Origin of the sequence: Williamsia phyllosphaerae, assembly GCF_014635305.1 — a bacterium.
GTDB lineage: Bacteria > Actinomycetota > Actinomycetes > Mycobacteriales > Mycobacteriaceae > Williamsia_A > Williamsia_A phyllosphaerae.
Genome location: NZ_BMCS01000001.1, coordinates 1820903 through 1846131 on the forward strand (window position 1 = coordinate 1820903; position 25229 = coordinate 1846131).

23 protein-coding genes and 1 pseudogene are annotated in these 25229 nt (G+C 68.5%); 12 read left to right on the forward strand and 12 right to left on the reverse strand.

Annotated elements, in window-relative coordinates; genetic code table 11:
- Positions 1-14: 14 nt before the first annotated feature.
- A complete protein-coding gene (locus IEV93_RS08635) occupies positions 15-788 on the reverse strand; it encodes a LamB/YcsF family protein (protein ID WP_188488776.1) in 774 nt (257 codons plus the stop codon).
- Positions 789-815: 27 nt separating this feature from the next.
- Here IEV93_RS08635 and IEV93_RS08640 point away from each other — a divergent pair, with 27 nt between their 5' ends.
- Positions 816-2351 carry a carboxylesterase/lipase family protein gene (locus IEV93_RS08640; RefSeq protein ID WP_188488778.1) on the forward strand — a complete coding sequence of 512 codons (1536 nt, stop codon included), beginning with the start codon at positions 816-818 and terminating at the stop codon, positions 2349-2351.
- Here IEV93_RS08640 and IEV93_RS08645 read toward each other — a convergent pair.
- Positions 2310-3134, reverse strand: coding sequence for an alpha/beta fold hydrolase (locus IEV93_RS08645; RefSeq protein WP_188488780.1), 825 nt, complete (start codon positions 3132-3134; stop codon positions 2310-2312). The two genes, IEV93_RS08640 and IEV93_RS08645, sit on opposite strands and share 42 nt — an antisense overlap.
- 73 nt (positions 3135-3207) lie before the next feature.
- Between IEV93_RS08645 and IEV93_RS08650 the strand changes: the two genes are divergently transcribed.
- The 3 genes and pseudogenes from IEV93_RS08650 to IEV93_RS08660 all read left to right on the forward strand — a co-directional run.
- Entirely contained in the window at positions 3208-3648 is a 441-nt protein-coding gene (locus IEV93_RS08650; RefSeq protein WP_229704979.1) for a DUF2599 domain-containing protein, read from the forward strand.
- A gap of 15 nt (positions 3649-3663) precedes the next feature.
- Positions 3664-4089 carry an ArsR/SmtB family transcription factor gene (locus IEV93_RS08655; RefSeq protein WP_188488784.1) on the forward strand — a complete coding sequence of 142 codons (426 nt, stop codon included), beginning with the start codon at positions 3664-3666 and terminating at the stop codon, positions 4087-4089.
- Positions 4086-5069 (forward strand): annotated as a pseudogene (locus IEV93_RS08660) (cation diffusion facilitator family transporter); the annotation flags it as partial. The gene IEV93_RS08655 and the pseudogene IEV93_RS08660, both read left to right, overlap by 4 nt.
- Positions 5070-5081: 12 nt before the next feature.
- On the opposite strand, the gene IEV93_RS22505 reads toward IEV93_RS08660, so the two are convergent.
- The 5 genes from IEV93_RS22505 to IEV93_RS08680 form a co-directional block, all read right to left on the reverse strand.
- Complete coding sequence (locus IEV93_RS22505; protein WP_308690955.1) at positions 5082-5966, reverse strand: metal ABC transporter permease; 885 nt, start codon at positions 5964-5966, stop codon at positions 5082-5084.
- Positions 5966-6802: a metal ABC transporter ATP-binding protein gene (locus tag IEV93_RS08665; protein ID WP_188488788.1), complete on the reverse strand. Its 837-nt coding sequence runs from the start codon at positions 6800-6802 to the stop codon at positions 5966-5968. Before IEV93_RS08665 ends, IEV93_RS22505 begins: the two co-directional genes overlap by 1 nt.
- Before the next feature lie 10 nt (positions 6803-6812).
- The gene (locus tag IEV93_RS08670) at positions 6813-7730 is read right to left on the reverse strand and encodes a metal ABC transporter solute-binding protein, Zn/Mn family (protein ID WP_188488790.1); all 918 of its coding nucleotides are present in this window, start codon (positions 7728-7730) and stop codon (positions 6813-6815) included.
- Positions 7731-7778: 48 nt separating this feature from the next.
- On the reverse strand, positions 7779-9989 hold the full coding sequence (locus IEV93_RS08675) for a SulP family inorganic anion transporter (protein WP_188488793.1): 2211 nt from the start codon (positions 9987-9989) through the stop codon (positions 7779-7781).
- A 275-nt stretch (positions 9990-10264) separates the two neighbouring features.
- Positions 10265-11233, reverse strand: coding sequence for a pirin family protein (locus IEV93_RS08680; protein ID WP_188488794.1), 969 nt, complete (start codon positions 11231-11233; stop codon positions 10265-10267).
- 138 nt (positions 11234-11371) lie between these two features.
- On the opposite strand from IEV93_RS08680, the gene IEV93_RS08685 reads away from it, so the two are divergent.
- From IEV93_RS08685 to IEV93_RS08700, 4 genes are read left to right on the forward strand one after another with little or no spacing between them, the layout of a single operon-like run.
- Positions 11372-12310, forward strand: coding sequence for an alpha/beta fold hydrolase (locus IEV93_RS08685; RefSeq protein WP_188488796.1), 939 nt, complete (start codon positions 11372-11374; stop codon positions 12308-12310).
- Positions 12307-13650, forward strand: coding sequence for a D-inositol-3-phosphate glycosyltransferase (gene mshA, locus IEV93_RS08690; protein ID WP_188488798.1), 1344 nt, complete (start codon positions 12307-12309; stop codon positions 13648-13650). Before IEV93_RS08685 ends, mshA begins: the two co-directional genes overlap by 4 nt.
- Complete coding sequence (locus IEV93_RS08695; RefSeq protein WP_188488800.1) at positions 13647-14282, forward strand: type III secretion system chaperone family protein; 636 nt, start codon at positions 13647-13649, stop codon at positions 14280-14282. The genes mshA and IEV93_RS08695 overlap by 4 nt, the downstream gene beginning before the upstream one ends.
- Positions 14283-14341: 59 nt before the next feature.
- A complete protein-coding gene (locus IEV93_RS08700; RefSeq protein WP_188488802.1) occupies positions 14342-15958 on the forward strand; it encodes a 4-coumarate--CoA ligase family protein in 1617 nt (538 codons plus the stop codon).
- Position 15959: 1 nt separating this feature from the next.
- Here the strand turns inward: IEV93_RS08700 and IEV93_RS08705 are convergent, their stop codons facing one another.
- The 4 genes from IEV93_RS08705 to IEV93_RS08720 all read right to left on the reverse strand — a co-directional run bounded on the left by IEV93_RS08705 (position 15960) and on the right by IEV93_RS08720 (position 20922).
- On the reverse strand, positions 15960-17387 hold the full coding sequence (locus IEV93_RS08705; protein ID WP_229704980.1) for an MFS transporter: 1428 nt from the start codon (positions 17385-17387) through the stop codon (positions 15960-15962).
- A gap of 64 nt (positions 17388-17451) precedes the next feature.
- Entirely contained in the window at positions 17452-19005 is a 1554-nt protein-coding gene (locus IEV93_RS08710) for an MFS transporter (protein ID WP_229704981.1), read from the reverse strand.
- Between the two features lie 100 nt (positions 19006-19105).
- A complete protein-coding gene (locus IEV93_RS08715) occupies positions 19106-19534 on the reverse strand; it encodes a nucleoside deaminase (protein ID WP_188490469.1) in 429 nt (142 codons plus the stop codon).
- Positions 19535-19554: 20 nt separating this feature from the next.
- Positions 19555-20922, reverse strand: coding sequence for a purine-cytosine permease family protein (locus IEV93_RS08720; protein ID WP_188488809.1), 1368 nt, complete (start codon positions 20920-20922; stop codon positions 19555-19557).
- Between the two features lie 103 nt (positions 20923-21025).
- On the opposite strand from IEV93_RS08720, the gene IEV93_RS08725 reads away from it, so the two are divergent.
- From IEV93_RS08725 to IEV93_RS08740, 4 genes are all read left to right on the forward strand, one after another.
- Positions 21026-21772, forward strand: a complete 747-nt coding sequence (locus IEV93_RS08725) for a phosphoglyceromutase (protein ID WP_188488811.1) — start codon at positions 21026-21028, stop codon at positions 21770-21772.
- Positions 21773-21827: 55 nt separating this feature from the next.
- On the forward strand, positions 21828-22157 hold the full coding sequence (locus tag IEV93_RS08730) for a GNAT family N-acetyltransferase (protein ID WP_188488813.1): 330 nt from the start codon (positions 21828-21830) through the stop codon (positions 22155-22157).
- A gap of 200 nt (positions 22158-22357) precedes the next feature.
- The gene (locus tag IEV93_RS08735; protein ID WP_229704982.1) at positions 22358-23743 is read left to right on the forward strand and encodes a sensor histidine kinase; all 1386 of its coding nucleotides are present in this window, start codon (positions 22358-22360) and stop codon (positions 23741-23743) included.
- Positions 23740-24429 carry a winged helix-turn-helix domain-containing protein gene (locus tag IEV93_RS08740; RefSeq protein ID WP_188488815.1) on the forward strand — a complete coding sequence of 230 codons (690 nt, stop codon included), beginning with the start codon at positions 23740-23742 and terminating at the stop codon, positions 24427-24429. Before IEV93_RS08735 ends, IEV93_RS08740 begins: the two co-directional genes overlap by 4 nt.
- Here IEV93_RS08740 and IEV93_RS08745 read toward each other — a convergent pair.
- Positions 24411-25226 (reverse strand): HugZ family pyridoxamine 5'-phosphate oxidase, encoded by an 816-nt coding sequence (locus IEV93_RS08745; RefSeq protein WP_188488817.1) that lies wholly within the window; start codon positions 25224-25226, stop codon positions 24411-24413. The two genes, IEV93_RS08740 and IEV93_RS08745, sit on opposite strands and share 19 nt — an antisense overlap.
- Positions 25227-25229 lie beyond the last annotated feature (3 nt).

The window sequence follows — 25229 nt, forward strand, 5'->3', positions numbered from 1 at the left end:
ACCCTACGGGCTGTTCAGTCGACGAAGGCGGCGATCTCGGCGCCCGCTTCTCTCAGCGCCGCGGCCACCGCGCGTGCGTGTTCGACCGCCCCCGGGGTGTCGCCGTGCAGACAGATCGACGCGGGCGTCACCCCGATGACGGACCCGTCGTCGGCCACGACCTCGTTCTCCCGCACCATCCGGACCGCCCGCGCGCAGATGTCGTCGGTGTCGGTGATGACCGCGCCGGTGCGCCCGCGGGGCATGAGCGATCCGTCGGCGAGATAGGCGCGATCGGCGAACGCCTCGGTGACGGTGCGGATCCCGGCCTCCGCGGCGCGGCGCAGCGATGCCGACCCGGGCAGCCCCAGCAGCGGCAGGTCGCCGCCGAGGGCGACCAGGGCGGCCACCACCGCCCCGGCCTGTCCCTCGTGCGTGACGATCGAGTTGTAGAGCGCACCATGCGGTTTCACGTACTCGACGCGTCCGCCGACGGATCGGGCGATGCCGTCGAGGGCGCCGATCTGATAGATGACATCGGCGGCGAGGTCGTCGGCTGCGACATCGACGAACCGGCGGCCGAAGCCGACGCGGTCGGGGTAGGACACCTGCGCCCCGATACGGACACCCGCCGCCACGGCGTCGGCGCACGTGCGCCGCAGGCCTGCTGGGTCACCTGCGTGGAATCCGCAGGCGACGTTGGCGCTCGTGACCACGTCGAGGACCGCGGCGTCGTCGCCGAGGCGCCACACGCCGAAGCCCTCACCGAGGTCGGCGTTGAGGTCGATCCGGAGCGGCGGCATGGCCATCAGCGTAGGGCCATTACCCTCGGGTACATGAGTGGATCGAGCACGCGCGTGACCATTGCCGACGGCGTAGTCGAAGGGGTGTCGCACGCCGGCCTGCACAGCTGGCGCGGGATCCCCTACGCCGCGCCGCCGATGGGGGAGCGGCGGTTCCGCGCCCCCGAACCCGCGGTCGGGTGGTCGGGAGTCCGGCACTGCCACAGCTTCCGCAACGCCGCGCCGCAGAACCCGCGCTACACGACCATCGGCATCGGCAAGCACCAGCCGGTCAGCGAGGACTGCCTGACGCTCAACGTCGTCGCTCCCGAGGAGCGGTCCGGACCGCTCCCGGTGATGGTGTTCATCCACGGCGGCGCGTACATCCTGGGATCGTCGCTGGTCTATCGCGGTGACTCGCTGGTCCGCGCGGGCGGCGTCGTCTACGTCTCCATCAACTATCGGCTCGGACCCCTCGGCTATCTGGACCTCAGTGGTTTCTCGAGCGATACGCGGACCTTCGACAACAACCTCGGGCTCCGCGATCAGGTCGCCGCGCTCGAATGGGTGCACCGCAACATCGCCGCGTTCGGCGGCGACCCGGACAACGTCACCATCTTCGGTGAGAGCGCGGGCGGCAACGCCGTCACCACGCTGCTGGCGACGCCGGCCGCGGAGGGACTGTTCTCCAAGGCGATCGCACAGAGTTCCGCACCCGCGCTGACCGTGCCGAACGACTGGGCGCAGCAGTTCGCCAAGACCTACGTCGAGATCCTCCGCGAGACCCACGACGATCCGATTGCCGCCCTGCATTCCGCCACCCCGGGTGAACTCGGTCGCGCCGGGCAGTCGCTGACCCGCCGTATCTCCGACATCGCGCCCGGCGCACTCCCGTACGGTCCCAGCGTCGACGGCAGCTACCTCCCGCTCGACCCGATCGAGGCCGCGCGGAGCGGTCGAACCCATCCGGTGCCGTTGATCATCGGCAGCAATCGGGTCGAGGCCAATCTGTTCGCGAAGGTCTTCGATGTGCTGCCCACCAGTCCGAAGGAGATCGAGCGGCTCTTCGTCGCCACCGATCCCGAGGTGAAGACACGGGTCACCGGCGCCTACGACGGGTATCCCTCGGCGGAGGCGTGTCGGGAGATCGCCGGGGACATGATCTTCTGGGCGCCGTCGGTGCAGATCGCGCAGGGTCACGGCGCACACGCGCCGACGTACATGTACCGCTACGACTACGCGACACGAATCCTGGACTGGACCGGCTTCGGGGCCACCCACGCGACCGAACTGCTCGCGGTGTTCGGTGCGTTCGACACCCGCATCGGGTCGGCGCTCACGCTCGCCGGCGATCGCCGCGGGGCGCGTCGGGTCACCCGTCAGGTGCAGGGCGACTGGCTGGCGTTCGCGCACACGAGCGCGCCCAGGCCCGGGTGGGATCGCTACACCGCCGATAACCGCACGGTCCGGATCATCGACGATCCCATCCGCACCGAACGCGATCCGTCACGTGATCGGCGCATCGCCTGGGAGGGCTTCCACGGGTACTCAGAGGTCCCATTGGGCGGGGGCGTCCCCGGCCAGGAATGACAGCAGCACCGGGTTGAACACGTCCGGCGACTCCAGCGGCAGGATGTGGGTTCCGGGCAGGACCGCGAGGCGTGCGTTGGCCAGTGCCGCGACGACGGCGAGACTGTGTTCGACCGTAACCTCGTCGCGGTCGCCCTGGACCACCAGCGTCGGCACGTCGATGTCGGTCAGCGTCGCGAGGTCGATCTCCGGTTCGACGGCGATCATCGCCACGGTCTTGCGGTAGACCTCGGCGAAGTGCTGCGGACCGTCCGGTGACACCGAGTCGTATTCGGCGCGCAGGAAAGACATGGTCTCGCTCGAATCGCCGTGGACAAACGAGTTGACGATGGTGTCGGGGCCGGCCACCCGTCCCGAGCTGTTGTAGTACTGGCCGAGCAGCACCATCCGCTCGACGAGGTCGGGTCGGCGCTGGGCCACGAGCAGCGCGACCACCGCGCCGTCACTCCACCCGACCAACCGGACCGCGGATCCGAACGTCGCCACCAGGTAGCCGACGGTCTCCTCGGCCATCTCCGAGTACGAGAACGCCGCGGAGGTGTCCGGACTGTGGCCATGGCCCCGGCGCTCCGGCGCGTAGACCTGCCAACCCGCCGCGAGCAGGGCCGGGATCTGGGCACCCCAGGACGACGCCCCCGCGAACGCGCCGTGCAACAGCACCACCGGGGCGCCGTCGCCGTCCACGAAATGCCAGATGGGATGACCGTCGACACGGACGTACGTGCCACCGTCGATCGGTCCGAACGCGTCGTGCGTATCGTCGGACGACAGTGGGCTCGGCATGGCCCAATGGTCGCAGCCGGTCGCGCCACGAGGGAAGAACGAGGCTCAATTGATAGCGAATCGCCGCCACACGGTGCCCGCAGCGATCCTGGTCGTCACGGCCGCATTGCTCGCGGGCTGTGGCGAGTCCGCGCCCGCGCCGACGGTCGCCTCGAGTTCGTCGTCCGCGGTGCCGGAGGTCATCACGTCGTCGGTGCCCGCGGCGCTGCCGCCGTTCATCGAGCGCACGACGTGGGTCCAGACGCCGCTCGGGCGCAGTCTGCAGGTGGTCCCGACCGCGTCGGGTCGGCGCGCGCAGGGCGCCGGCGATGAGGACGCGGCGTGGAAGGAAGTGGTCGCCAAGGATGCGACCGCCGAATCACCCGGCATGCGAATGCAATTCGGCTGTCACTGGGTCTTCGCGCGCATCCTCGAGCCGAACAAGCCGAGTTGGAATCTCGAGCCCTGGCGGCCCGTCGTCACCGATCGGGAGATGGTCGACGCACGATGCAATCCCGGCGGCGCCGAGGAGTAGCGCTACTATCTGCGTATGAATGCAGATAAGCGGGTTTGTCGACGGACGCTCGCCGAGGATCAGGTCGCCCTGGTCGTCGAGGTGTTCCGCATGCTCTCCGACGCGACACGGGTCCAGTTGCTCTGGGCGCTGGTGGATCGCGAGTGTTCGGTCAACGAACTGGCCGAGATCGTCGGCAAGCCGGCCCCGTCGGTGAGTCAGCATCTCGCGAAGCTGCGGATGGCGCGGTTGGTGCGCACCCGTAAGGAGGGCACCTCGGTGCACTATCGCCTCGAGAACGACCACGTGCAGCAGATGGTGCTCGACGCGGTGTTCAACGCGGAGCACTCCGGGCCCGGGGTCCCCGGCCATCACCGGGCCGACGCCCACGCCCCCGACACGGCGGACGGCGACGGAGCCATCCGTCTGGTGGCCGGTGGCGATGAACGGTCGGGCGGATGACCGGGCACACCCACACCCACGATCACACCCACGATCACGACCATCCCCGGTCACGCCTGAGATCATTCGTGCCGCACGCCCTGACCCCGCACAGCCACGACTCGGCGGACAAGGTGGACGAGGCGATGGAGTCGAGCTCGACCGGGATCCGGACGGTCGCGATCAGCATGGGCGTGCTCCTCGTCACCGCCGTCGCCCAGCTGGTGGTGGCGTTGGTGTCGGGTTCGGTTGCGTTGCTGGCGGACACGATCCACAACTTCTCCGACGCGCTGACCGCGATCCCGATCTGGATCGCGTTCGTCATCGGCCGCCGCGCCCCGACACGCCGCTACACCTACGGGTTCGGTCGTGCCGAGGATCTCGCCGGCCTGTTCGTCATCGCGATGATCCTGCTGTCGGCGGTCATCGCCGGCTACGAGGCCGTCCGCAGACTCGTCGACCCGACGCCGCTGTCGCACCTCGGGTGGGTGGCCGCCGCGGGCGTGATCGGTTTCGTCGGCAACGAACTGGTGGCGCAGTACCGGATCCGGGTCGGCAGGCAGATCGGGTCGGTCGCGCTGATCGCCGACGGAAAGCACGCTCGCACCGACGGGTTCACCTCGCTCGCGGTCATCGCCGGCGTCATCGGCGCGGCGATGGGGTTCCCGCTCGCCGATCCGATCGTGGGCCTGATCATCACCGCGGCCATCCTCATGGTGCTGTACTCGGCGGCGCGAGATGTCTTCCGTCGCCTCATGGACGGTGTCGACCCGGCGATCGTCGTCTCGGCCGAGCAGATACTTGCGCAGGTCCCGGGAGTCGAGTCGGTCGCCGGCGTACGCATGCGGTGGATCGGGCACTCCCTGCACGCAGAGGCCGAACTGGACGTGGCGACGTCGACTTCGCTGGCCGACGCCCACCGACTGGCCCATCGGGCGGAGACCGACCTCATCGCCGGGGTCCCGCGGGTGACCAGCGCACTGGTGCACGCCTATCCGGCCACCGGTCGCGGGTCAGACGACGGTGAGCTCCTCGGTGGCCGCGACGCGTCCGGCGGTTCGTTGACGACGTCCGCCGAGGACGCGGCACACCACGTAGATCAGGAACGAGATGGTGGTCACGAACACCGACACCGGTAGTCCCGGTGCGAGCGAGAGGATCACGCCCCCGACCCCGGCGATCTCGGCGAACACGATCGAGGCCACTACGACCTTCGCCGGGTTCGAGGTGATCCGTGCGGCCGCGGCCGCGGGGGTGATGATCAGCGACATCACCAGCAGGGCGCCGATGATCTGGACGCACTGCGCCACACTGGCGCCGAGCAGGACCGCGAAGACGACCGACAGCGTGCGGGTGGGCAGCCCGAGCGCCTCGGCGACGCGCGGGTCGGTGCTGGCGAACATCAACGGGCGATAGATCACGGCAAGGACCACGATCACGATCACCGTGGTCACGATGACGGCGGTGAGGCCGCGGGTGCCGACGCTGACGACCTGTCCGGCCAGAAGATTGAAGCCGGTGCCCGGACGGCCGTAGAGCGCGATGAACAGCACGCCGAGTCCGAGCCCGAACGCCATCACGACACCGATCACCGAATCCCGGTCGCGTGCACGGTTCCCGAGCAGTCCGAAGATGACCGCGGCGATGATCGACCCGACCACCCCGCCGACGTTGACCCCGACACCGACGAGCAGCGCGGCCGCGGCACCGGTGAAGGAGAGCTCGGCCGTACCGTGCACGGCGAACGCCATCTGCCGCGACACCACCAGCGGTCCGAGCAGACCGCCGAGGAGGCCGAGCAGGATCAGCGCGATCAGGGCCTGCTGCACGAAGTCGCGCTGCAGGAGGTCGTTGGTGGTGGCGAAGTCGAAGAAGTCCGACCACGAGCGGTCGTTCATCAGGCCGTCTCCGTGTCCATGGCGGGATGACCGTGATCGCCGTGACACGCGGCCTCGTCGGCGCCGACGACCACCAGGCGATCGCGCACGCGCAGCACGTCGACCTTGGTCCGGTAGAGCTCGCTGAGGGTCTGTGAGTTCATCACCTCGTCGGTCGTGCCGATCCGGAACCGTCCGTCGACGAGATAGACGACGCGGTCGACGTAGGGGAGGACCGGGTTGATCTCGTGGGTCACGAACACCACCGCCGTACCCGCCGATCGCCGACGGCGGTCGATGAGCGCGGCCACACGGGCCTGATTGGCGGGATCGAGACTCAGCAGCGGTTCGTCGCAGAGCAGGACGACGGGATCGCCGGCCAGGGCCTGGGCGACGCGCAGACGTTGCTGCTCACCACCGGAGAGCAGCCCGAGGGGGGCGTCGGCGAATCCGCGCGCGTCGACCTGGTCGATGGCCAGGTCGACCTTGAGCTTGCGCTGCTTACGATTTCGGAACCCGATGCCCCAGCTGCGACCGTCCACGCCGAGCCCGACCAGGTCGCGCCCGCGCAGTGGGACGCCCTCGTCGTGCGGGTGCTGCTGTGGGATGTATCCGATCGACCCCCGGCTCGTGCCCGCACGTCCACCGATGCTGATCTCGCCCGCGTCGAGCTGGTACTGACCCAGCAGGGTGCGCAGCAACGAGGTCTTGCCCGAGCCGTTGGGGCCCAGGATCGCGACGAACTCGCCGGGTGCGACAGACAGGTCGAAGTCGCTCCACAGCACACGTGGACCGAAAGACAGTCGGCCACCGCTGATCTCGATCGCGGGGGCCACCGCGGTGGAAGGCTCGTGCATGGTGGGCGTCCTAGCTGACGGCGGTGGCGATCGCGTCCACAGTAGCCGTCTGCCAGGCGATGTAGTCGGTGACTCCGGAGGGCAGGGTCTCGGTCAACTTGACCACCGGCAGGCCGTTGCCCTCGGCGGTGGTGAGCAGGTTCTTGGTGATGTCGTCGACGGCCTGGGTGTTGTAGAGCAGCGCCGCGACCGTCTTGTCGCGGATCAGGTCCTGCGTCGTCGCGATGTCGGCCGCAGCCGGGTCCTGGCCGGACTCGACGGCCTCGGTGAAGCCCTCGGGGGTCGCATCGATCAGGCCGGCGTCGGCGAGCAGGTAGGCGGCGAGCGGTTCGGTCTGCGCGACCTTCTCACCGTTGTGGGCGGCCTTGATCTGGGCGAGTCGGGTCTTGAGTCCGTCGATCTTCGCGGTGAAGGCGCTCGCGTTGGACCGGAAGGTCGAGGCGTCGTCGGGCGCCTTGTCGGCCAGGGCATCGGCGATCTTGTCGGCCACCCCCGCGACGACGGTCAGGTTGTAGAAGAAATGCTCGTTGACCGCGCCGGCCCTGGAGGAGGCGTCCGGGTTGAGCCCCTTGTAGACGTCGTCGGCGTTGACCACCGCGGCGTCGGGTCCCTTCTCGGCCTCCTCCATGTAGTGGTCGTAATCGGCGCCGTTGAGCACCACGACCCCCGCGTCGGCGATCTTCGCGGTGTCGCGGGCGGTGGCCTCGAACTCGTGCGGGTCACCGTCGGGTGAGGTGTAGAGCGAGGTGACCTCGGCCTTGTCGCCGGCGACGGCCGAGGCCACCGACCCCCAGACGTCGGTCGATGCGACGACCGAGATGCGGCCGGAGTCCGACGTCGACGACGAGCCGCAGGCGGCGAGCGGTGCGGCGGCGAGCGTGACTGCGGCGAGGGCGATCAGGGTGCGAGGACGACGTGACGGCGACATGATCGGTAATGGTAACCGTTGTCGGTAACGCGACCAACTCGGACGCGATCAGGTCGGGACGGCCACTCCGGTGCTGCTGACGTCGATCACCCGTGCGGTGGTGATGTCGAAGAACAGTCCGGCCACACGGAGCCTGCCGTCGGCGATGGCCCGGCCCACGAGGGGATGTCGCTGCAGGGTCTGTACCTGGATCGCGACGTTGACGATCGCGAGCTGGTCGGCTTCACAGAAGCCGGCCTCGGCGGCGCTGCGGCCGGCGGGGTGCCCGCTGCGGAAGGCCGCGAGCGACGGGGCGGCGTTGCTCAGCCAGCTGCTCAACGCGCTGTCGTCATCGCTTCCGGCCAGCAGTCCCTTCATCGCGCCGCAGGAAGAGTGCCCGCACACGACGATCGAACTGACGCCGAGATTGTTGATCGCGAACTCCAGCGCCGCCTCCACCGAGGTGTCCTGGTTGGTCTCGGTGGGCACCAGGTTGCCGATGTTGCGGATGGTGAACAGGTCACCGGGTCCGCTGGCGGTGATGACGTTGGGCACCACGCGCGAGTCGGCACAGGTCAGGAACAACGAGTCGGGATCCTGACTGTCGGACAGGTCGGTCATGTGCTCGAGCAGAGCGTCGGCGTTGGACCGGTGATACTCCTGCACACCGCTCTTGATGGAGCGGAGGATCGGGGACGCGGCGGGGTCGGCGTTCGCGTCGGGCCGGTGCTGCCAGGTCTTCCATGGGGCGAGACCGAGCGCCTTGGTGGCCACCGGGTGGCGCTTCGGCGGAGCCTTGGGTGCATCGGCCAGGTGGGCCTGACCGATCTCCTCGATCGCGACGGTCCCGCCGTTGGCCTCGTGCGCCCACTTCCAGTCCTCGATCATCTCCGAGGCCGCGTTGTCGAGGAAGTCGGTGTCGAGGTTGATCGTGACGCGCGACTGCGCCGGGACCTTGCCGAGCGCCTTGGACAGACGCGGCAGGGCCAGGAAGCTCAACGAGCCGTGGATCGTGATCTGCCACTGTCGCGATGCCTCGGTGCCGATCGGCTCGGAGGTGATCTGTGCCCGGACCACCCGCCACACGACGATCAGAACCGCGATCGCCAGGCCGATGCCGACGCCCTCGAGCAGGTTGAGGAACACCACGGACAGGACGGTGATCACGTAGACCCAGAGGTCACCGGTTTTGAGTGCGAGCTTCATGTGCGCGGTCTTGACGAGCTGGATACCGATGACCACGAGCAGGCCGGCCAGGGCCGCCATCGGGATCTGCTCGACGAGTGCGGTGAGCAGCACCGAGAAGATGAGGATCCAGACGCCGTGCAGGATCGCCGACGCGCGGGTGCGGGCGCCGGACGCGACGTTGGTGGAGCTGCGCACGATGACGCCGGTGACCGGCAGTCCGCCGGCCAGGCCGGAGATCATGTTCGCGCTGCCCTGTCCGAGCATCTCGCGGTTGAAGTCACTGCGCGGGCCGGTGTGCATCTTGTCGACGGCGACCGCCGACAGCAGCGACTCGACGCTGGCGATCAGCGCGACGGTGAGGACACCGAGTGCCACCGCACCCCAGTTGCCGCTGGGCAGTTCGGGCAGCGCGAGGGCGTCGAAGAAGTTGCCGTCGATCGAGATCTTGTCGATGTTCAGGCCGGCGAGCATCGTGATCAGCGTGGCGCCGACGATCGCGACCAGCGGGCCGGGCACCTTGCGCACCTTGGCGGGCAGCGTCGGCCAGGTGAGCATCACCGCGACGACCAGACCGCCGATGAGCAGGTCGGCCCAGTGCAGGTCGATGATCGAGCCGGGTAGCGCGGTGAGGTTCTCCAGCGCCGAACTCTGCGATCGACCACCGAGCAGTACGTGGATCTGCTGGAGCGCGATGGTGATTCCGATGCCCGCGAGCATGGCGTGCACGACCACCGGCGCGATGGCCAACGCGGCCTGCGCGATCCGGCTCAGTCCGAAGACGATCTGCAGCACCCCGGCACCGACGGTGATGAAGCAGGTGACCTTGAACCCGAAGTTCGCGATGAGTTCGGCGACCACCACCGTCAGGCCGGCGGCCGGACCGCTGACCTGCAGAGGTGCCCCGCCGAGAGAGCCGGCGACGATACCGCCCACGACCGCGGCGATCAGGCCCGCCATCACCGGTGCGCCGGAGGCGATGGCGATACCGAGTGAGAGTGGCAGTGCGACGAGGAAGACCACGAGAGAGGCGGGGACGTCGTAGCGGACGACGTCTCGGGCATTGAACGATGTCAGTGCAGCTGGCATGTGCATGCGCGCAAACCTAGCCAGCGATTGTTAAAGGGACCTTAAATTGTTTACCAAGAGTTGAAAAAGACCTGAAGTCTGGCCTGCGCCCCTAACCGGCCGATGCTCCCATGTGGGAATTCACAGCGCCGGACGGTGACGCGAACCACTTCAGGTCGGTTCGGGCGAGATGATCACGGGCGCGAAAACGCTCCGCTTTCGTTGATCCGCTCCTGTTGTAACAGGAGCGGATCGTGAAAAGCGGAGCGGATCGACCCCGCGACACGCGGGACCGCCCGGGGCTACCCGGTGTGCGGCATCAGCGCGTCCGGCGGGATCACGCCGAACTTGCCCGCGTTGAAGTCCTCGATCGCCTCGATGACCTCGGCCTTGGTGTTCATCACGAACGGGCCGTAGGCGAACACCGGCTCGCGGATGGGCTGACCGCCGAGCAGCAGCACCTCCATCGCCGGGCGATTGGAGTCCTGCGCCGCGTCGGCCGACACGGTGATCCGGTCGCCGGGGCCGAGCACGACGAGCTGTCCGCCGGACACCGGGTTGTGCAGCGGCCCGACGGTCCCGGCACCGGAGAGCACGTAGACCAGAGCATTGAACTTGCGGTTCCACGGCAGGTTCAGCTGTGCGCCCGGCTCGATCGTGGCGTGCGCCATGGTGATCGGGGTACGGGTCGAACCCGGTCCGGAGAACCCGCCGATGTCGCCGGCGATGATCCGGACGAGCGATCCGCCGTCGGAGGACGACAGCAACCGCGCCTCGCCGCCCTCGATGGACTGGTACGCCGGCGTCGAGAACTTCTCCGACTTCGGCAGGTTCACCCACAGCTGGATGCCGTGGAACACCCCACCGCTGGCGACGAGCTCGGCCGGCGGGGTCTCGATGTGCAGGATCCCGGAGCCGGCCGTCATCCACTGTGTCGCGCCGTCGGCGATCAGGCCGCCGCCACCGTGGGAATCCTGGTGCTGGAATCGGCCGTCGATGATGTAGGTGACGGTCTCGAACCCGCGGTGCGGGTGCCAGCTCGTCCCCTTGGGCTCACCGGGCTCGTAGTCGACCTCGCCCATCTGGTCCATGTGGATGAAGGGGTCGAGGTCGGTCTTGCTGACGCCCGCGAAGGCCCGGACGACGGGGAAGCCCTCACCCTCGTACCCGCGGGGGCCGGTGGTCACCGACCGCACGGGGCGCTCGGTCTCGGCCGGACCGGCCTCGGCGATCCGGTCCAATGTCAACGTATCGGCGGTCACTGCAGGCATTTCGTCCTCCTGGGAGTCGGTCTCCTCGATCTGATGTCCACTCCAACCGGACCGTGGTCCGATTAATTCCGGACATCTCCGGCCACCCGCGTCAACTGGGGCGACGCCCGTGTTCACGGCACGGATATGGTGGAGTGCATGCCCTATCGTTTGCGTTCGACGGCAGGCCCGGGCGATGTCGAGATCGCATACCGGGTCAGTGCTCCGCACCCCCCGGCCGGCACGGGACGTCCCACCCTCCTCCTGATCCACGGGTGGGCGCAGTCCGGCGCGAGCTGGGGTACACCGCTGCTCGAGTCGCTGGCCCGCGATCACCGGGTGGTCGCGGTCGATCTGCGCGGCCACGGCGCCTCCGGCGTGCCCCCGCGGAACTCGGGACCCAACGCCGCCGCGGGTGCCAACTACTCCGCGGTCGACTTCGCCGGCGACATCGCCGCGGTCATCGCGGCCGAGTCCTCGGCGTCGACGTCGGCCTTCGGCGATCCCGCCGTCGGCTCGGACGGTGTCGTCCTGGCGGGATGGTCCTACGGCGGGCTGGTGGCGTGTGACCACGTCGCAGACCTGATCACCCGGGCGGATTCGGTGGGCTCGATCCGCGGGATCGTCCTCGTGGGGGCCATCACCTCCCTGGGCCGCGGACAGGCGGGCGGTCGGGTCGGGTCGGCCATGCGGGCGGCGCTACCCGATGCGTACTCGGCCGATCCGCGCACCGCGATCCGCGCGCTCGGGTCGTTCGGGTCCGCCCTGGTCCCCGCCGACCGGCCGGATCTCGGCGCACTCGGACAACAGTTCTTCGGCACGTCGCTCGCCACCGCCCCCGAGGCGCGGTCGGGCCTGTTCGCCCGGGAGGCGTCCTACGACCAGCTGCTGCGCGAACTGCCGATGCCGGTGCTGATCGTGCACGGCACCGACGATCAGGTCGTCGACGTCTCCGCCGCTCGGCATGCGGAGTCGCTGATCTCCGACGTCCGCGCACACTACTGGGACGGTGCGGGTCACGCCCCGTTCGTCGAGGACCCCGACCTCTTCGCCCGGCAGGTCACGGAATTCGTTGCCGCGCTGGGAGTTCGTGCATGAAGAGGGTCGCACTGATCTCGGTGCACACCTCGCCGTTGGCGCAACCGGGTACCGGTGACGCCGGCGGCATGAACGTCTACGTCTGGCAGACGGCGCTGAAGCTGGCCGAACGCGGTATCGAGGTGGAGATCTTCACCCGCGCGACGTCGTCGACCGATGAGCCGTCGGTCTCCGCGGCCGACGGGGTACTGGTGCGCAACGTGGTCGCCGGGCCGTTCGAGGGCCTCGACAAACGCGATCTGCCCACGCAGCTCTGCGCTTTCGCCGCCGGCGTCCTGCGTGTGGAGGCGATGTACCCGCCGGGTCACTACGACCTCGTGCACTCGCACTACTGGCTCTCCGGCCAGGTGGGCTGGCTCGCCCGCGACCGCTGGGGTGTGCCCCTGGTGCACACCGCGCACACGCTGGCCGCGGTGAAGAACGCGTCGCTGGCCGACGGGGACGAGGCCGAGCCCGCGCTCCGACAGGTCGGTGAGCAGCAGGTGGTCGACGAGGCGGATCGTCTGGTCGCCAACACCGAGGCCGAGGCGGCACAACTGATCTCGATCCACCACGCCGACCCGGGTCGGGTCGACGTCGCCACGCCCGGCGCCGATCTCGACACCTACCACCCGGGGTCGCGGGCAAGTGCGCGTGCCGAACTCGGCCTGGCCCCCGACGAGACGGTGCTGACCTTCGTCGGCCGCATCCAACCGCTCAAGGCCCCCGACGTGCTGATCCGCGCCGCGGCCCCGGTCATCGACGCGGCGCGGGGAACCGGTCGCCCGGTGCGGGTCCTGATCGTCGGTGGACCCTCGGGAACCGGCCTGGCGCGGCCGACATCGCTGATCGACCTCGCCGGTGAACTCGGCATCGCCGACGCCGTGACCTTCCTGCCGCCGCAACGCCCCGAGCGTCTGGCGCAGGTCTACCGCGCGTCGGATCTCGTTGTCGTGCCGAGTTATTCGGAGAGCTTCGGTTTGGTGGCCATCGAGGCCCAGGCCAGTGGCGTGCCCGTTCTCGCCGCCGACGTCGGGGGTCTGGGCGTCGCGGTGTCCGACGGGGTGACCGGCATGTTGGTGGCCGGACACCGGATCGACGACTGGACCGCGGCGCTGCGCACCGCCCTGTCCGACCCTGAACGTCTCGCGCGGATGGGCGTGGCCGCGGCCACCCACGCGCAGAAGTTCTCGTGGGACCACACCGCAGACCAACTGTTGGAGAGTTACCACCGCGCCCTGATGTCGTTCGACATCGCGGGCGGTGCACGCGCCGATCGGCCGACACCGGTGCCGACGGCTGCGCAGACAGCCAGGACAACACGGCGATGGGGACGTCGCCGGTCAGGAGTTCGCGCATGAACCGAGAAGGCAACCGCACCGCCGAGAGGCGTCCGCCCGGCATCGTCGAGCAGTCCGACGCGATCCAGAAGGCGCTGCTCGACCGCGGCGTGCTCTACACGCTCAAGAACTCCGGCGGAGCGGACACCGAACACCTGCTCGTCGAGCTGCCCGGTGAGCGGAAGCTGAAGACGAACGTCCTGCTGACCGTGGGCAAGCCGGGACTGCGGATCGAGGCGTTCGTCTGCCGCCGACCAGACGAGAACCACGAGGGCGTCTACCGCTACCTGCTCAAGCGCAACCGACGGCTCTACGGGGTCGCGTACACGATCGACAACGTCGGGGACATCTATCTCATCGGACGGATGTCGGCGGAGTCGGTGACCGCCGACGAACTCGACCGCGTGCTCGGACAGGTGCTCGAGGCCGCCGACGGCGACTTCAACACCCTGCTCGAGATCGGCTTCTACACGTCGATCCGACGCGAGTGGGCCTGGCGCGTCTCGCGCGGCGAATCGTTGAAGAACCTGTTGGCGTTCGAGCACCTGATCGACGAGGAGACGCTCCCGGTGATCAAGCCGGAGAAGCCGGCACAGACGGTGGCCGAATTGGCCGAGTCGTCGGCGCCGAAGGGTGCGGCGCTCGACGAGTGACGTTGTTAATCTGGGACCCACGTCACTGAAACGGCAGTGCGGCGACCAACGGAGGTTCCATGAGTTTCGCGAGTCCATATCCCGAGGTAACGATCCCCGATTCGAGTGTGTACGACTACCTCTTCGGCGGGATCGAGGACTCCGACCTCGATCGGCCCGCACTCATCGACGCCAAACCGGGAACCACCACCACCTACCGTGACCTGATCGCGCGCATCGATCTGTTCGCGGGGGCGCTCGCGGCGCGCGGCGTCGGTGTCGGCGATGTCGTCGGACTGCTCTCGCCGAACTCGTCGGCCTTCGCGATCGCGTTCCACGGCATCCTGCGTTCGGGCGCCACCGCGACCACGATCAACGCGTTGTTCACCCCCAACGACATCGCCAAGCAGCTCACCGACGCGAAGGCCACGATGCTGGTGACCGTCGGAGCGCTGGCGCCCGGCGCGAAGGAGGCCATCGACAAGCTTGGTCTCGCGGCCGATCACCTGATCGTCCTCGACGGAGAGGGTCTCGAGGCGACCGGTCACCCGAACGCCGCCGAGCTGCTCGGCGAGGGCAACGCGGCGCCCGAGGTGAGCTTCGATCCGTCGACGCATCTCGCGGTCCTGCCGTACAGCTCGGGCACCACCGCGAACCCCAAGGGCGTGATGCTCACCCATCGCAACCTGGTGTCCAACGTGTGCCAGATCCGTCCGCTGCAGGGGATGGCGGCCGACGACGCGATCCTCGCGATCCTGCCGTTCTTCCACATCTACGGGATGACGGTGCTGCTGAACGCCGCGCTGCACGCGCGAGCCCACCTGGTGGTGATGCCGCGCTTCGACCTCACCGAGTTCCTGGAGAACATCCAGAACTACAAGTGCACCTATGGATTCATCGCGCCGCCGGTGGCCGTCGCGTTGGCCAAGCACCCGCTGGTCGACTCCTACGATCTGTCGTCGATCCACACCATCATGTCCGGCGCGGCGCCGCTCGACGCCGAGCTCGGGCACGCGGTGGAGAAGCGCATCGGTTGCCGCATGGTGCAGGGGTACGGCATGAGCGAGCTCAGCCCGGTCAGCCACGTCATCCCGTTCGACGGCGGGCAGTCGCTCCTCGACGGCGAGAACGCGAAGCTCAGCTCGTCGGGGTGGACGCTGCCGAACTCGGAGAGCAAGCTCGTCGATCCTGCCACCGGTGACGAGATCGAGCTGCCCACAGAGGGATTGAGCGAGACCGGTGAGCTCTGGTTCCGCGGGCCCAACGTGATGGCCGGGTACCTGAACAACGACGCGGCCACCGCCGAGACCATCGACTCCGACGGCTTCCTGCACACCGGCGACCTCGCGCAGGTCGACCCGACGGGCTGCGTGTTCATCGTCGACCGGCTCAAGGAGCTCATCAAGTACAAGGGCTACCAGGTGCCGCCCGCGGAGCTCGAGGCCCTGCTGCTCAGCCACCCCGAGATCGCCGACGCCGCGGTGGTGGGCGTCATCGACGAGGAGTCCGGCGAGGAGATCCCGAAGGCGTTCGTCGTGAAGCAGTCCGGCACCGACATCAGCGCGGACGCAGTGATGGAGTTCGTGGCCGGAAAGGTCGCCCCGTACAAGAAGGTTCGTCAGGTGGAGTTCATCGACGAGATCCCGAAGTCGGCGGCAGGCAAGATCCTGCGCAAGGATCTGCGCGCGAAGGTCTGACCTACCGTGTGACCGGCGCCGGCGCCCGACCAGCCACGGTCGGGGCCGCGCGTCGGCCCGGGATCAGGGTGATGAGCACGACGCCGGCGACCGCCGCGATGACCCCGATGAGGTACACCCGCTCGAACGCCTCGCGGCTGGGGAACTCACGCCCACCGACCATCACCGTGGAGGCCGCGAGCACCGTGACGGTGACCGCCGAGGCCGTCGACGTGCCGATCGACCGCATCAACGAGTTCAGGCCGTTCGCCGCCGCCGTCTCACCGACCGGCACCGAGGCCATGATCAGCCCCAGCATCGCGGCGTAGGCGATGCCCAGGCCGGCGAACGTGATCGTCACGCCGGTCATGATCTGCCACGGCTCGTCCATCCAGATCACCACGAACAGATAGCCCGACCCCATCACCGCGGTGCCGATCAGCAGCGTGGCCTTGGGGCCCACCGACGTCGTCATCCGCGCCGACACCGGCGACATCGCCAGCATCGCGAAACCCGCGGGGGCGACCCACAACCCGGCGGCCACCACCGACTGGCCCATGCCGTGGTCGGTGACCCCGGGCACGTGCGGGACCTGCATCAGGTACGGCGACACCAGCAGCATCCCCAGCAGCGTGAAACCGATGAGGACCGAGACCAGGTTCGTCGCGAGGATGACCGGCCGGGCCGCCAGGCGCAGGTTCACCAGTGGTGATGCGCACCGCAATTCATATGTCGCCCAGGCGATCAGGGCCACCACGCAGGTGATGGCGAGCCCGATCGTGACACCGCCGGTCCAGCCCCACACCCGTCCCTTGCTGATGACCAGCAGCAGTGCGGTCAACCCCACGGCGAGACCGACGGTCCCGATGACGTCGACGGTGCCGGTCGTCCGCAGCGGTGACTCCGGGATGCGGGTCGACACCAGCGCGAGGGCGAGCGCGGCCAGACCGGTCGAGACCCAGAACAGCACGTGCCAGTCGAGATGCTGCGGGATCCACGCGGCGATCGGGAGGCCGACGGCGCCACCGAGTCCCAGGGATGCGCCCATCGCGGCGATCGCGCCGGGCACCCGTTCGGCGGGAAGGATGTCGCGCAGCAGGCTGACCCCGACCGGGATGACGACCAGGGTCACGCCCTGCAGTGCCCGGCCGACGAGGAGCGGGGCGAGCGAGTCCGACAGCGCGCAGATGACCGACCCGACGAGCAACGTCGCCAGCGCGGTGAGCACGACACGTCGTTTGCCGAACAGGTCGGCCAGGCGCCCGCCGGTGGGCAGTGCGATGACCGCCACCAGCAGCGTCGCGGTGATCACCCACGAGGCGTTGTCGCGGCTGGTGTCGAGGTAGTCCGGCAACCGGGAGACGATCGGCAACAGGATGACGCTCTGGGTGTACGAGGAGACCGCACCCGCGAAGCACAACGTCGCGACCATGGTCGCCGGTCTGTTCACGAGCGTCATCGTTACCGATCGAGCGATCGGTGGCAATTCGAGACGGCCCGCGACGTGGGGCGCGTCAGCGGACGGGGGCGGCGTGCTTCCCGTAGTTGATCGCACCGTTCACGCTGAGTTCGCCGTCGTCGATCTCGTCTGCCACGGACTCGTTCGGGTCGTCCTTGTTCTCGGGCAGGTCGACCGGCTGGGCGCCGGGGATCGCGTTCTTGTTGTCGCTGGGGATGAAGAGGATCAGCAATGCGGCGGCGGCGGACGCGATGGCGCCGACGATGAACACGAGCTGGAACGCCGATTTGTCGGGGACGCTGGTGGTGCCGATGTCGACGGTCGAGCTCGCCAGGATCGTCGCGAGCAGCGCTGAGGCGATGGCGGTACCTATCGAGCGCATCAGCGAGTTCAGGCCGTTGGCCGACGCGGTCTCGCTCAGCGGGACCGCCGACATGATCAGCGACGGCATCGCCGAGTACGCGATACCCACGCCGGAGCTTGTGACCATGACGGCCAGGGCGATCTGCCACGGCTGCGCGGCCTCGAACACGGCCAGCAGGTAGCCCAGGCCGATGACGATGGTGCCGATCATGAGCGTGAACTTGGGGCCGATGTTGACGTTGAGTCGGGCCGAGACAGGCGACAGGAACATCATCATCAGTCCGCCGGGCGCCATCCACAGACCGGCCTCGATGATGCTGCGGCCCATGCCGTAGTCGAGGACGCCGGGGATGTTCGGCAGTTGGAGCAGCTGCGGCGACGCAAGGCTGATGCCCATCAGGGCGAAGCCGATGACGATGGAGACGATGTTCGTGAAGAGGACGCGTCGCCCGATCGACACCCGGATGTTGACCATCGGCGACGACGTGCGGAGTTCGTAGACGACCCACGCGGCGAAGACCACCAGGCCCGCGGCGACCAGGCCCAGCGTGAGTCCGCTGGTCCAGCCCCACGAGCGGCCCTTGCTCAGTGCGAGCAACAGACAGACCAGTGCGATGGTCAACCCGACGGCGCCGACGGCGTCGAAGGTTCCCCCCGACCGGGCCGGGGACTCCTGCACCAGCGTGAGCACGAGCAGGAAGGCGACCGCGCCGAGCGCCGCCGAGGTCAGGAACAGGACGTGCCAGTTGAAGTTCTGCGAGATCCACGCGGCGACCGGCAGACCGATCGCACCGCCGACGCCGAGCGTGGCGCTCATCGTCGCGATCGCGCCCGCGATCTTCGACGGAGGCAGCTCGTCACGCAGCAGGCTGATGCCGACCGGGATGACGCCCATCGCCATGCCCTGCAGGCCGCGTCCGATGATCACCGGGATGAGCGAGTCGAACAGTGCGCTGATGGCGGAGCCGATGACCATCAGTCCGATGCTCGCGAGGATGACCGAGCGCTTGCCGAACATGTCGGCGACGCGGCCGGCGATCGGCATCACGACGGCTGCGGCGAGCAGGGTGGAGGTGATGACCCACGAGGCGTTGTCGGCGCTCGTGTTCAGGTACTCCGGCAGCTTGCCGACGATCGGGACCACGAGGGTCTGCATGTAGGACGCGAGGAGTCCACCGAAGCAGAGCACCGCGATCAGCAGTGTCGGCGACGGCTTGCGCCTGGGTTCCAGTCGTGAAGTACTCATTACTTGCATCATGCACGTAGTGGCGAGGCGCAATCAATCCAATTGGCTGTGACGACTTCTACATCCCGACATCTCGGACAACGGGAATAAACGGCGGATCTCACTCCTCGCCGATGTCCTCGTTCCACACCTCGGGTCGCTCGGCGATGAACGCGGTCATCAGGTCGATGCAGCGCGGGTCGTCGAGGATGACGACGTCGACGCCGTGCTCGATCAGCCAGTCGTGGCCGCCCTGGAACGTCCTGGCCTCGCCGATGATCAGCGTTCCGATCCCGAACTGGCGGACCAGGCCGCTGCAGTACCAACAGGGCGACAGCGTGGTCACCATCGTGGTGTCGCGGTAACTGCGTTGCCTGCCTGCGGCACGGAAGGCGTCGGTCTCACCGTGGACCGACGGATCGTCGTGCTGGACCCGTCGGTTGCGTCCGCGGCCGAGGACGGCGCCGTCGGGTCCGAACAGGGCGGCACCGATGGGCACCCCGCCCTCGTCCCGGCCGATCCGGGCCTGTTCCACCGCTATGTCGAGCATCGCGGTGGTGATCGACGACGTCACGCCGACACCGTCGCTTTTCGGCCGATCGCCACGGTGGCCGCGGCGTAGATGCCCGCCGAGAAGACGAATCCGGCGAAGAACGTGATGTCACCGAGGTCAGGGAACTCGCGCACCAGGTAGCCCTGGAACTTCGTCTGGTTGCAGAACAGCAGGATCGAGGCGAGCGTGCCGACCACGAACGCCACCAACCCCGGCCAGTTGCGCAACCCCCGGCTGTAGAGCAGTCCGGTGACGTCGGTGCCCCGTCGGAGGTACTGGTCGACGAACACGACGCCCAGCCATGGCCCGATCCAGTAGGCGATGATCAGCAGGAAGGCCTCGTACGAGGCAGCCGCGTCCCGCAGGGCCCACAGCGCCACGAAGAACCCGAGGACACCGAACAGTCCTGCCGCCAGTGCGCGTTCGATGTTCGGTTTCGTCTTCACGCCGATCGTGGTGAACGCCATGCCCGCGGAGTAGACGTTGACCGCGTTGGCCGAGATGGAACCCAGGACGATGGCGATGAGCACCAGATCCGACAGCCACCCAGGGAAGTGGACGGTGAACTGGTGCGTCGGGTTGGCGTCGTTCGGGTCGGCGATGGTGGCCGACGCGATGCCGACGATCATGCCGAACGACGTCGACCAGAACAGGCCGGCGGCGGCGTATCCACCTGCGGCCCGACCCGTCACCGACCTCGGCAGGTAGCGGCTGTAGTCGGTGGCGTACGGGTTCCAGCCCGCGGTGTAGCCGAATGCGGCACCCAGGGTGATGAGGAACCCGCCGATGCCCCCGCCGCCGCTCGCCGCGGACGGCTCGGTCTTGGTGAACATGACGATGCCGGCGATGACGAAGATGACGGTCAGCACTCCGAAGGCGTACTTCTCGAACGCGTGGATCATGTTGTGGCCCAAAAACCCGATGGCCAGCTGCACCACGACGACGATGATCAGCGACACCACCTTGGGGAACCCGGTGAGGGTGGTGATGGCGAACGCGCCGCTGACGCTGTTGGTGGCAAACCAGCCGACGCCGGCCATCACCGACATCAGGGTGGCCGGGACCACGTTGCCGAGGTAGCCGAAGGACAAGCGCGAGATCACCATCTGCGGGACACCCATCGACGGCCCGCGCGCGGTGAGGATCCCGTGCGTGAGTGCGCCGAGCGCATTGCCGATCACCACCGCGGCGACGGCCTGCCACATCGTCTGGCCGAAGAACAGAACCGCGATGACGCCGACGTAGATCGTCGCGAACTCCATGTTCGGCGACGTCCAGGTCCAGAACAGGCTCACCGGGCTCCCGTGGCGCGCGTCGTCGGGGATCGGCTCGTTGCCGCCCGGTTCGACGGCGATCACCTTGTCGCCGTAGAGGGAGATGCTCATCCACAGAACTGTCCACCGCCACGCAGATCACGGCAACGGGTACGGCCGCAATTAACAGCCTTGTCACCCGGCGGGCGCGGGTGGATGTGGAAAACTCTCCCGCATGGCTACCGGAACCCTGATCCTGATGCGGCACGGCGAGAGCACCTGGAACGAGTCGAACCAGTTCACCGGCTGGGTCGACGTCGATCTGACCGACAAGGGACGCGCCGAGGCCAAGCGCGCGGGGGAGCTTCTCGTCGAACACGACCTGCTGCCCGACGTGCTCTACACATCGCTCTTGCGCCGGGCCATCGCGACCGCGCAGATCGCGCTCGACGTCGCCGACCGGCACTGGATCCCGGTGGTCCGCGACTGGCGGATCAACGAGCGGCACTACGGCGCGCTGCAGGGCCTGGACAAGGCGGCCACCAAGGAGAAGTACGGCGACGAGCAGTTCATGCTGTGGCGTCGCAGCTATGACACCCCGCCGCCGGCCATCGAGCCCGACGCCGAGTACAGCCAGAGCAGTGATCCGCGCTACGCCGACCTCGATGCGGTGCCGCTGACGGAGTGCCTCAAGGACGTCGTCGAGCGGATGATCCCCTACTTCACCGAGGTCATCGCGCAGGATCTGCGCGCGGGCAAGACCGTCCTGATCGCCGCGCACGGCAACTCGCTGCGCGCGCTGGTCAAGCACCTCGAGCAGATCTCCGACGCCGACATCGCCGGGCTGAACATCCCCACCGGCAACCCGCGACGCTACGACCTGGGCGACGATCTGATGCCCGTCGGACCGGGCGCCTACCTTGATCCCGAGGCCGCTGAGGCGGGGGCCGCCGCGGTCGCCGCGCAGGGCGAGAAGAAGTAGTCCCGACCGCCGTCGAACCGGGTGCATGTCCGGATTCGCGGCGCTATCCTGGGATATGGCCCAGGACACACATTCGGAGAACGCAGCCGGTGACTCACGGGTCCGTGTCAAGCACTCACGGCCCCAGGAACGCTACGAGGCGTATCTCGGCGACGAGTACATCGGTTATCTCGACTACGTCGACGAGATCGAACAGGTGGTCATCACCCACACGGTGATCGCGGACCGGTTCAGCGGTCGCGGTCATGGTGGCCAGCTCGTACGCCACGTGCTCGACGACATCGCACCCACCCACAAACCGGTGGTGCCCGTCTGTCCGTTCGTGGCGCATTTCGTCGAGAAGAACCCCGCGTACGCATCGATGGTGGCCCAGATCAGCCGCTGAGCGTCGTGGCGCGGGTCACCGCCTGTCCGGGCGCGAGGGCGAACGGGAGAAATCGCGGTGAACTCCACCCCAACAAGGCAGACCTGGCTTGTTACGGCGGTCGCCAACAAGCATTCTTGCCCAGTGTCGTGTTCAGCCAACCGTAAGCTCCAGGGTCTGGATTTCACCGACTCTGGGCGAGCCGACCGTAGGCTGACCGCGTGACCGCAGTGATCGTCGCCGGAGTCGTGGTGCTGATCGGGATCGCCGGAGTGCTCGGCTGGCTGATCGGGAAGCGGACGACGCGTCGATCGGTCCGGTCCCCCGAGATCCTGCGGGCCACCACCACGCCCGCGCCGCGCACGGTCGCGACCCCGGACGCCCCGATCGGCGTCACCGCGGACAGCACCCTGGGCAACCGCCCCAACGAACTGCTCGAGCCGGGCACGGAGACCGTCGACGGCCGCATGTCCAAGGCCGCGCTGCTCGCCCTGGTGGTGCAGACCACCGAGGTCGGGATCGCCGTCGTCGACGAACACCGCGACGTGGTGATGTTCAACCGACGCGCGCACGAGCTCGGGCTGGTTCACGACCACCTCCTGGAGGACCAGGTCTGGGCCGCGTCGCGGACCGTCCTCGAGACCGGCGAGGACGTCGACGTCGAACTCACCCCGCACCACGCCACCAACGGGTTCATCTCCACCGGGCGGGCCGTCGCGCCGCCGGTCGCGGTGCGCTGCGTGATCCGGCTGGTCACCGACGGCACCGAGCGGTACGCCGTGGTCTACGGCAGCGACGACTCCGACAACATGCGCCTCGAGGCCACCCGACGCGACTTCGTCGCGAACGTCTCCCACGAGCTCAAGACGCCCGTCGGTGCGATCGGCCTGCTCACCGAGGCGCTGCTGGAGTCACAGGACGACCCCGAGTCGGTCCGGCACTTCGGTGAGCGCGTCATCACCGAGTCGACCCGCATGGGCAACATGGTCAACGAGCTCATCGCGCTGTCGCGGCTGCAGGGTGCCGAGCGCCTGCCTGACTCCGACGACGTCGACGTCGACGAACTCGTCGACGAGGCGATCCACCGCGCGCAGGTCGGCGCCGAGGCCGCGGGCATCTCGTTGAACACCGACCGGCCCAGCGGCCTGGTGGTGCGCGGCGATCGCACCCTGCTGCTCACGGCGCTGAACAACCTGATCGCCAACGCGATCGCGTACTCGCCGGCCAACTCGCCGGTGTCGGTGAGCCGCCGCGTGATCCCCGCGGGCTCAGATCCGGCGATGGTGGCCATCGCGGTGACCGACCGCGGGATCGGCATCGCCCCGCGCGATCAGGCCCGCGTGTTCGAGCGCTTCTTCCGCGTCGACAAGGCGCGGTCGCGGGCCACGGGCGGGACCGGACTCGGACTCGCCATCGTCAAACACGTCGCGGCGAACCACGACGGGTCGATCACCCTGTGGAGCAAACCCGGGACCGGCTCGACGTTCACGCTCGCGATCCCCATGTCTCGCGCCGGTGTCGGCGAGAAGACCATTCCTGCACCACGATTCACCACGGACAAGGACTCGGATCGCCGGGTTCTCGAGACGAAGGAACTGAACAGGTGACGCACGTCCTGATTGTGGAAGACGAAGAGTCTCTGGCTGATCCGTTGGCCTTCCTGCTACGCAAGGAAGGGTTCGAGACGACGATCGTCAACGACGGCTCGCGCGCCATCGGCGAGTTCGAGCGGGTCTCGCCCGACATCGTGCTCCTCGACCTGATGCTCCCCGGGGTGTCGGGGACCGAGGTCTGCAAGGCGCTGCGGCTCAAGTCCAGTGTCCCGGTGATCATGGTGACCGCACGCGACAGTGAGATCGACAAGGTCGTGGGCCTCGAACTCGGCGCCGACGACTACGTCACCAAGCCGTACTCGGCGCGTGAACTCATCGCGCGGATCCGTGCGGTGCTGCGCCGCGGCGTCGACACCGGTGACGACCTGGGACTCGACGGCGGTCTGCTCGAGGCCGGACCGGTCACGATGGACGTCGAGCGTCACATCGTGTCGGTGGAGGGGTCGACGATCACGTTGCCGCTCAAGGAGTTCGACCTCCTGGAGTACCTGCTGCGCAACGCGGGACGGGTGCTGACCCGCGGACAGTTGATCGACCGCGTGTGGGGTGCCGACTACGTCGGCGACACCAAGACGCTCGACGTCCACGTCAAGCGGCTGCGCTCGAAGATCGAGTCCGATCCGGGCAACCCCAAGCACCTGGTCACCGTTCGCGGCCTGGGTTACAAGCTCGAGCCCTGACGGGCGGCCTTCGCGAGTTCGACGGTGGCAGCACGCAACTCGTCGGCCGAGTCGAGGCGCTGCGCGTACCCGACCCGGGTGTGTGCCGGCTGCGGTCCGCGCGGTGTCGCGACCAGCAGGTCGAGGCCGTACCGGTCGGCGCCGGTGCAGCGCGCGCTCGTCGCATCGGGGTATCCGCCGAGGGCGCGGGCCATCGCCAGCAGTGACTCGGCGTGGTCGGCGTTGAGGTGCTCGATCGCCGGACCGGCGTGTGGGACAACGGGGTCGGGTTCGGCCGAGATGTAGTCGGTGCCGCTCGCGGAGTCCATGCGTCCGTAGCCCCCGACCCATCGGACGCGGTGCACGCGCAGCACCCACAGCGAGAAGTCGCTGTAGTCGACGTAGTACTTCGCCGCCGGGACGGCCGCGAGGTGCGCGGCGCGGGCCGCGTCGTACTCGTCGCCGACCGGGCGTTCCACCGCACCCGCGAGCGTCACCCGTCCGCTGGCCAGCGGGTCGTCGTCGGTGTCGGGGGTGACGATGGCGATGCTCGCCCGCGGGTCGCGGGCGAGGTTGCGACCGTGCTCGGCCATGTGCGACACGCACAGCACCGGTGAGCCCTCGTGTAGTCCGTAGGTGACGAACGAGGCCCAGGGGTCACCGTCTGCGGTGAGCGTCGCCAGGGTCGCGGTGGTGTTCGACGCCGCGAGGGTCCTGGCCTCCTCCGCCGGCGACGAGCGCGTGGGACGCAGGACGTCGGTCAGCGGCCCGGGGATCGTGGGGGCGTCGCCGGGGTCACCGTGATCGCGATTGGCCATGTT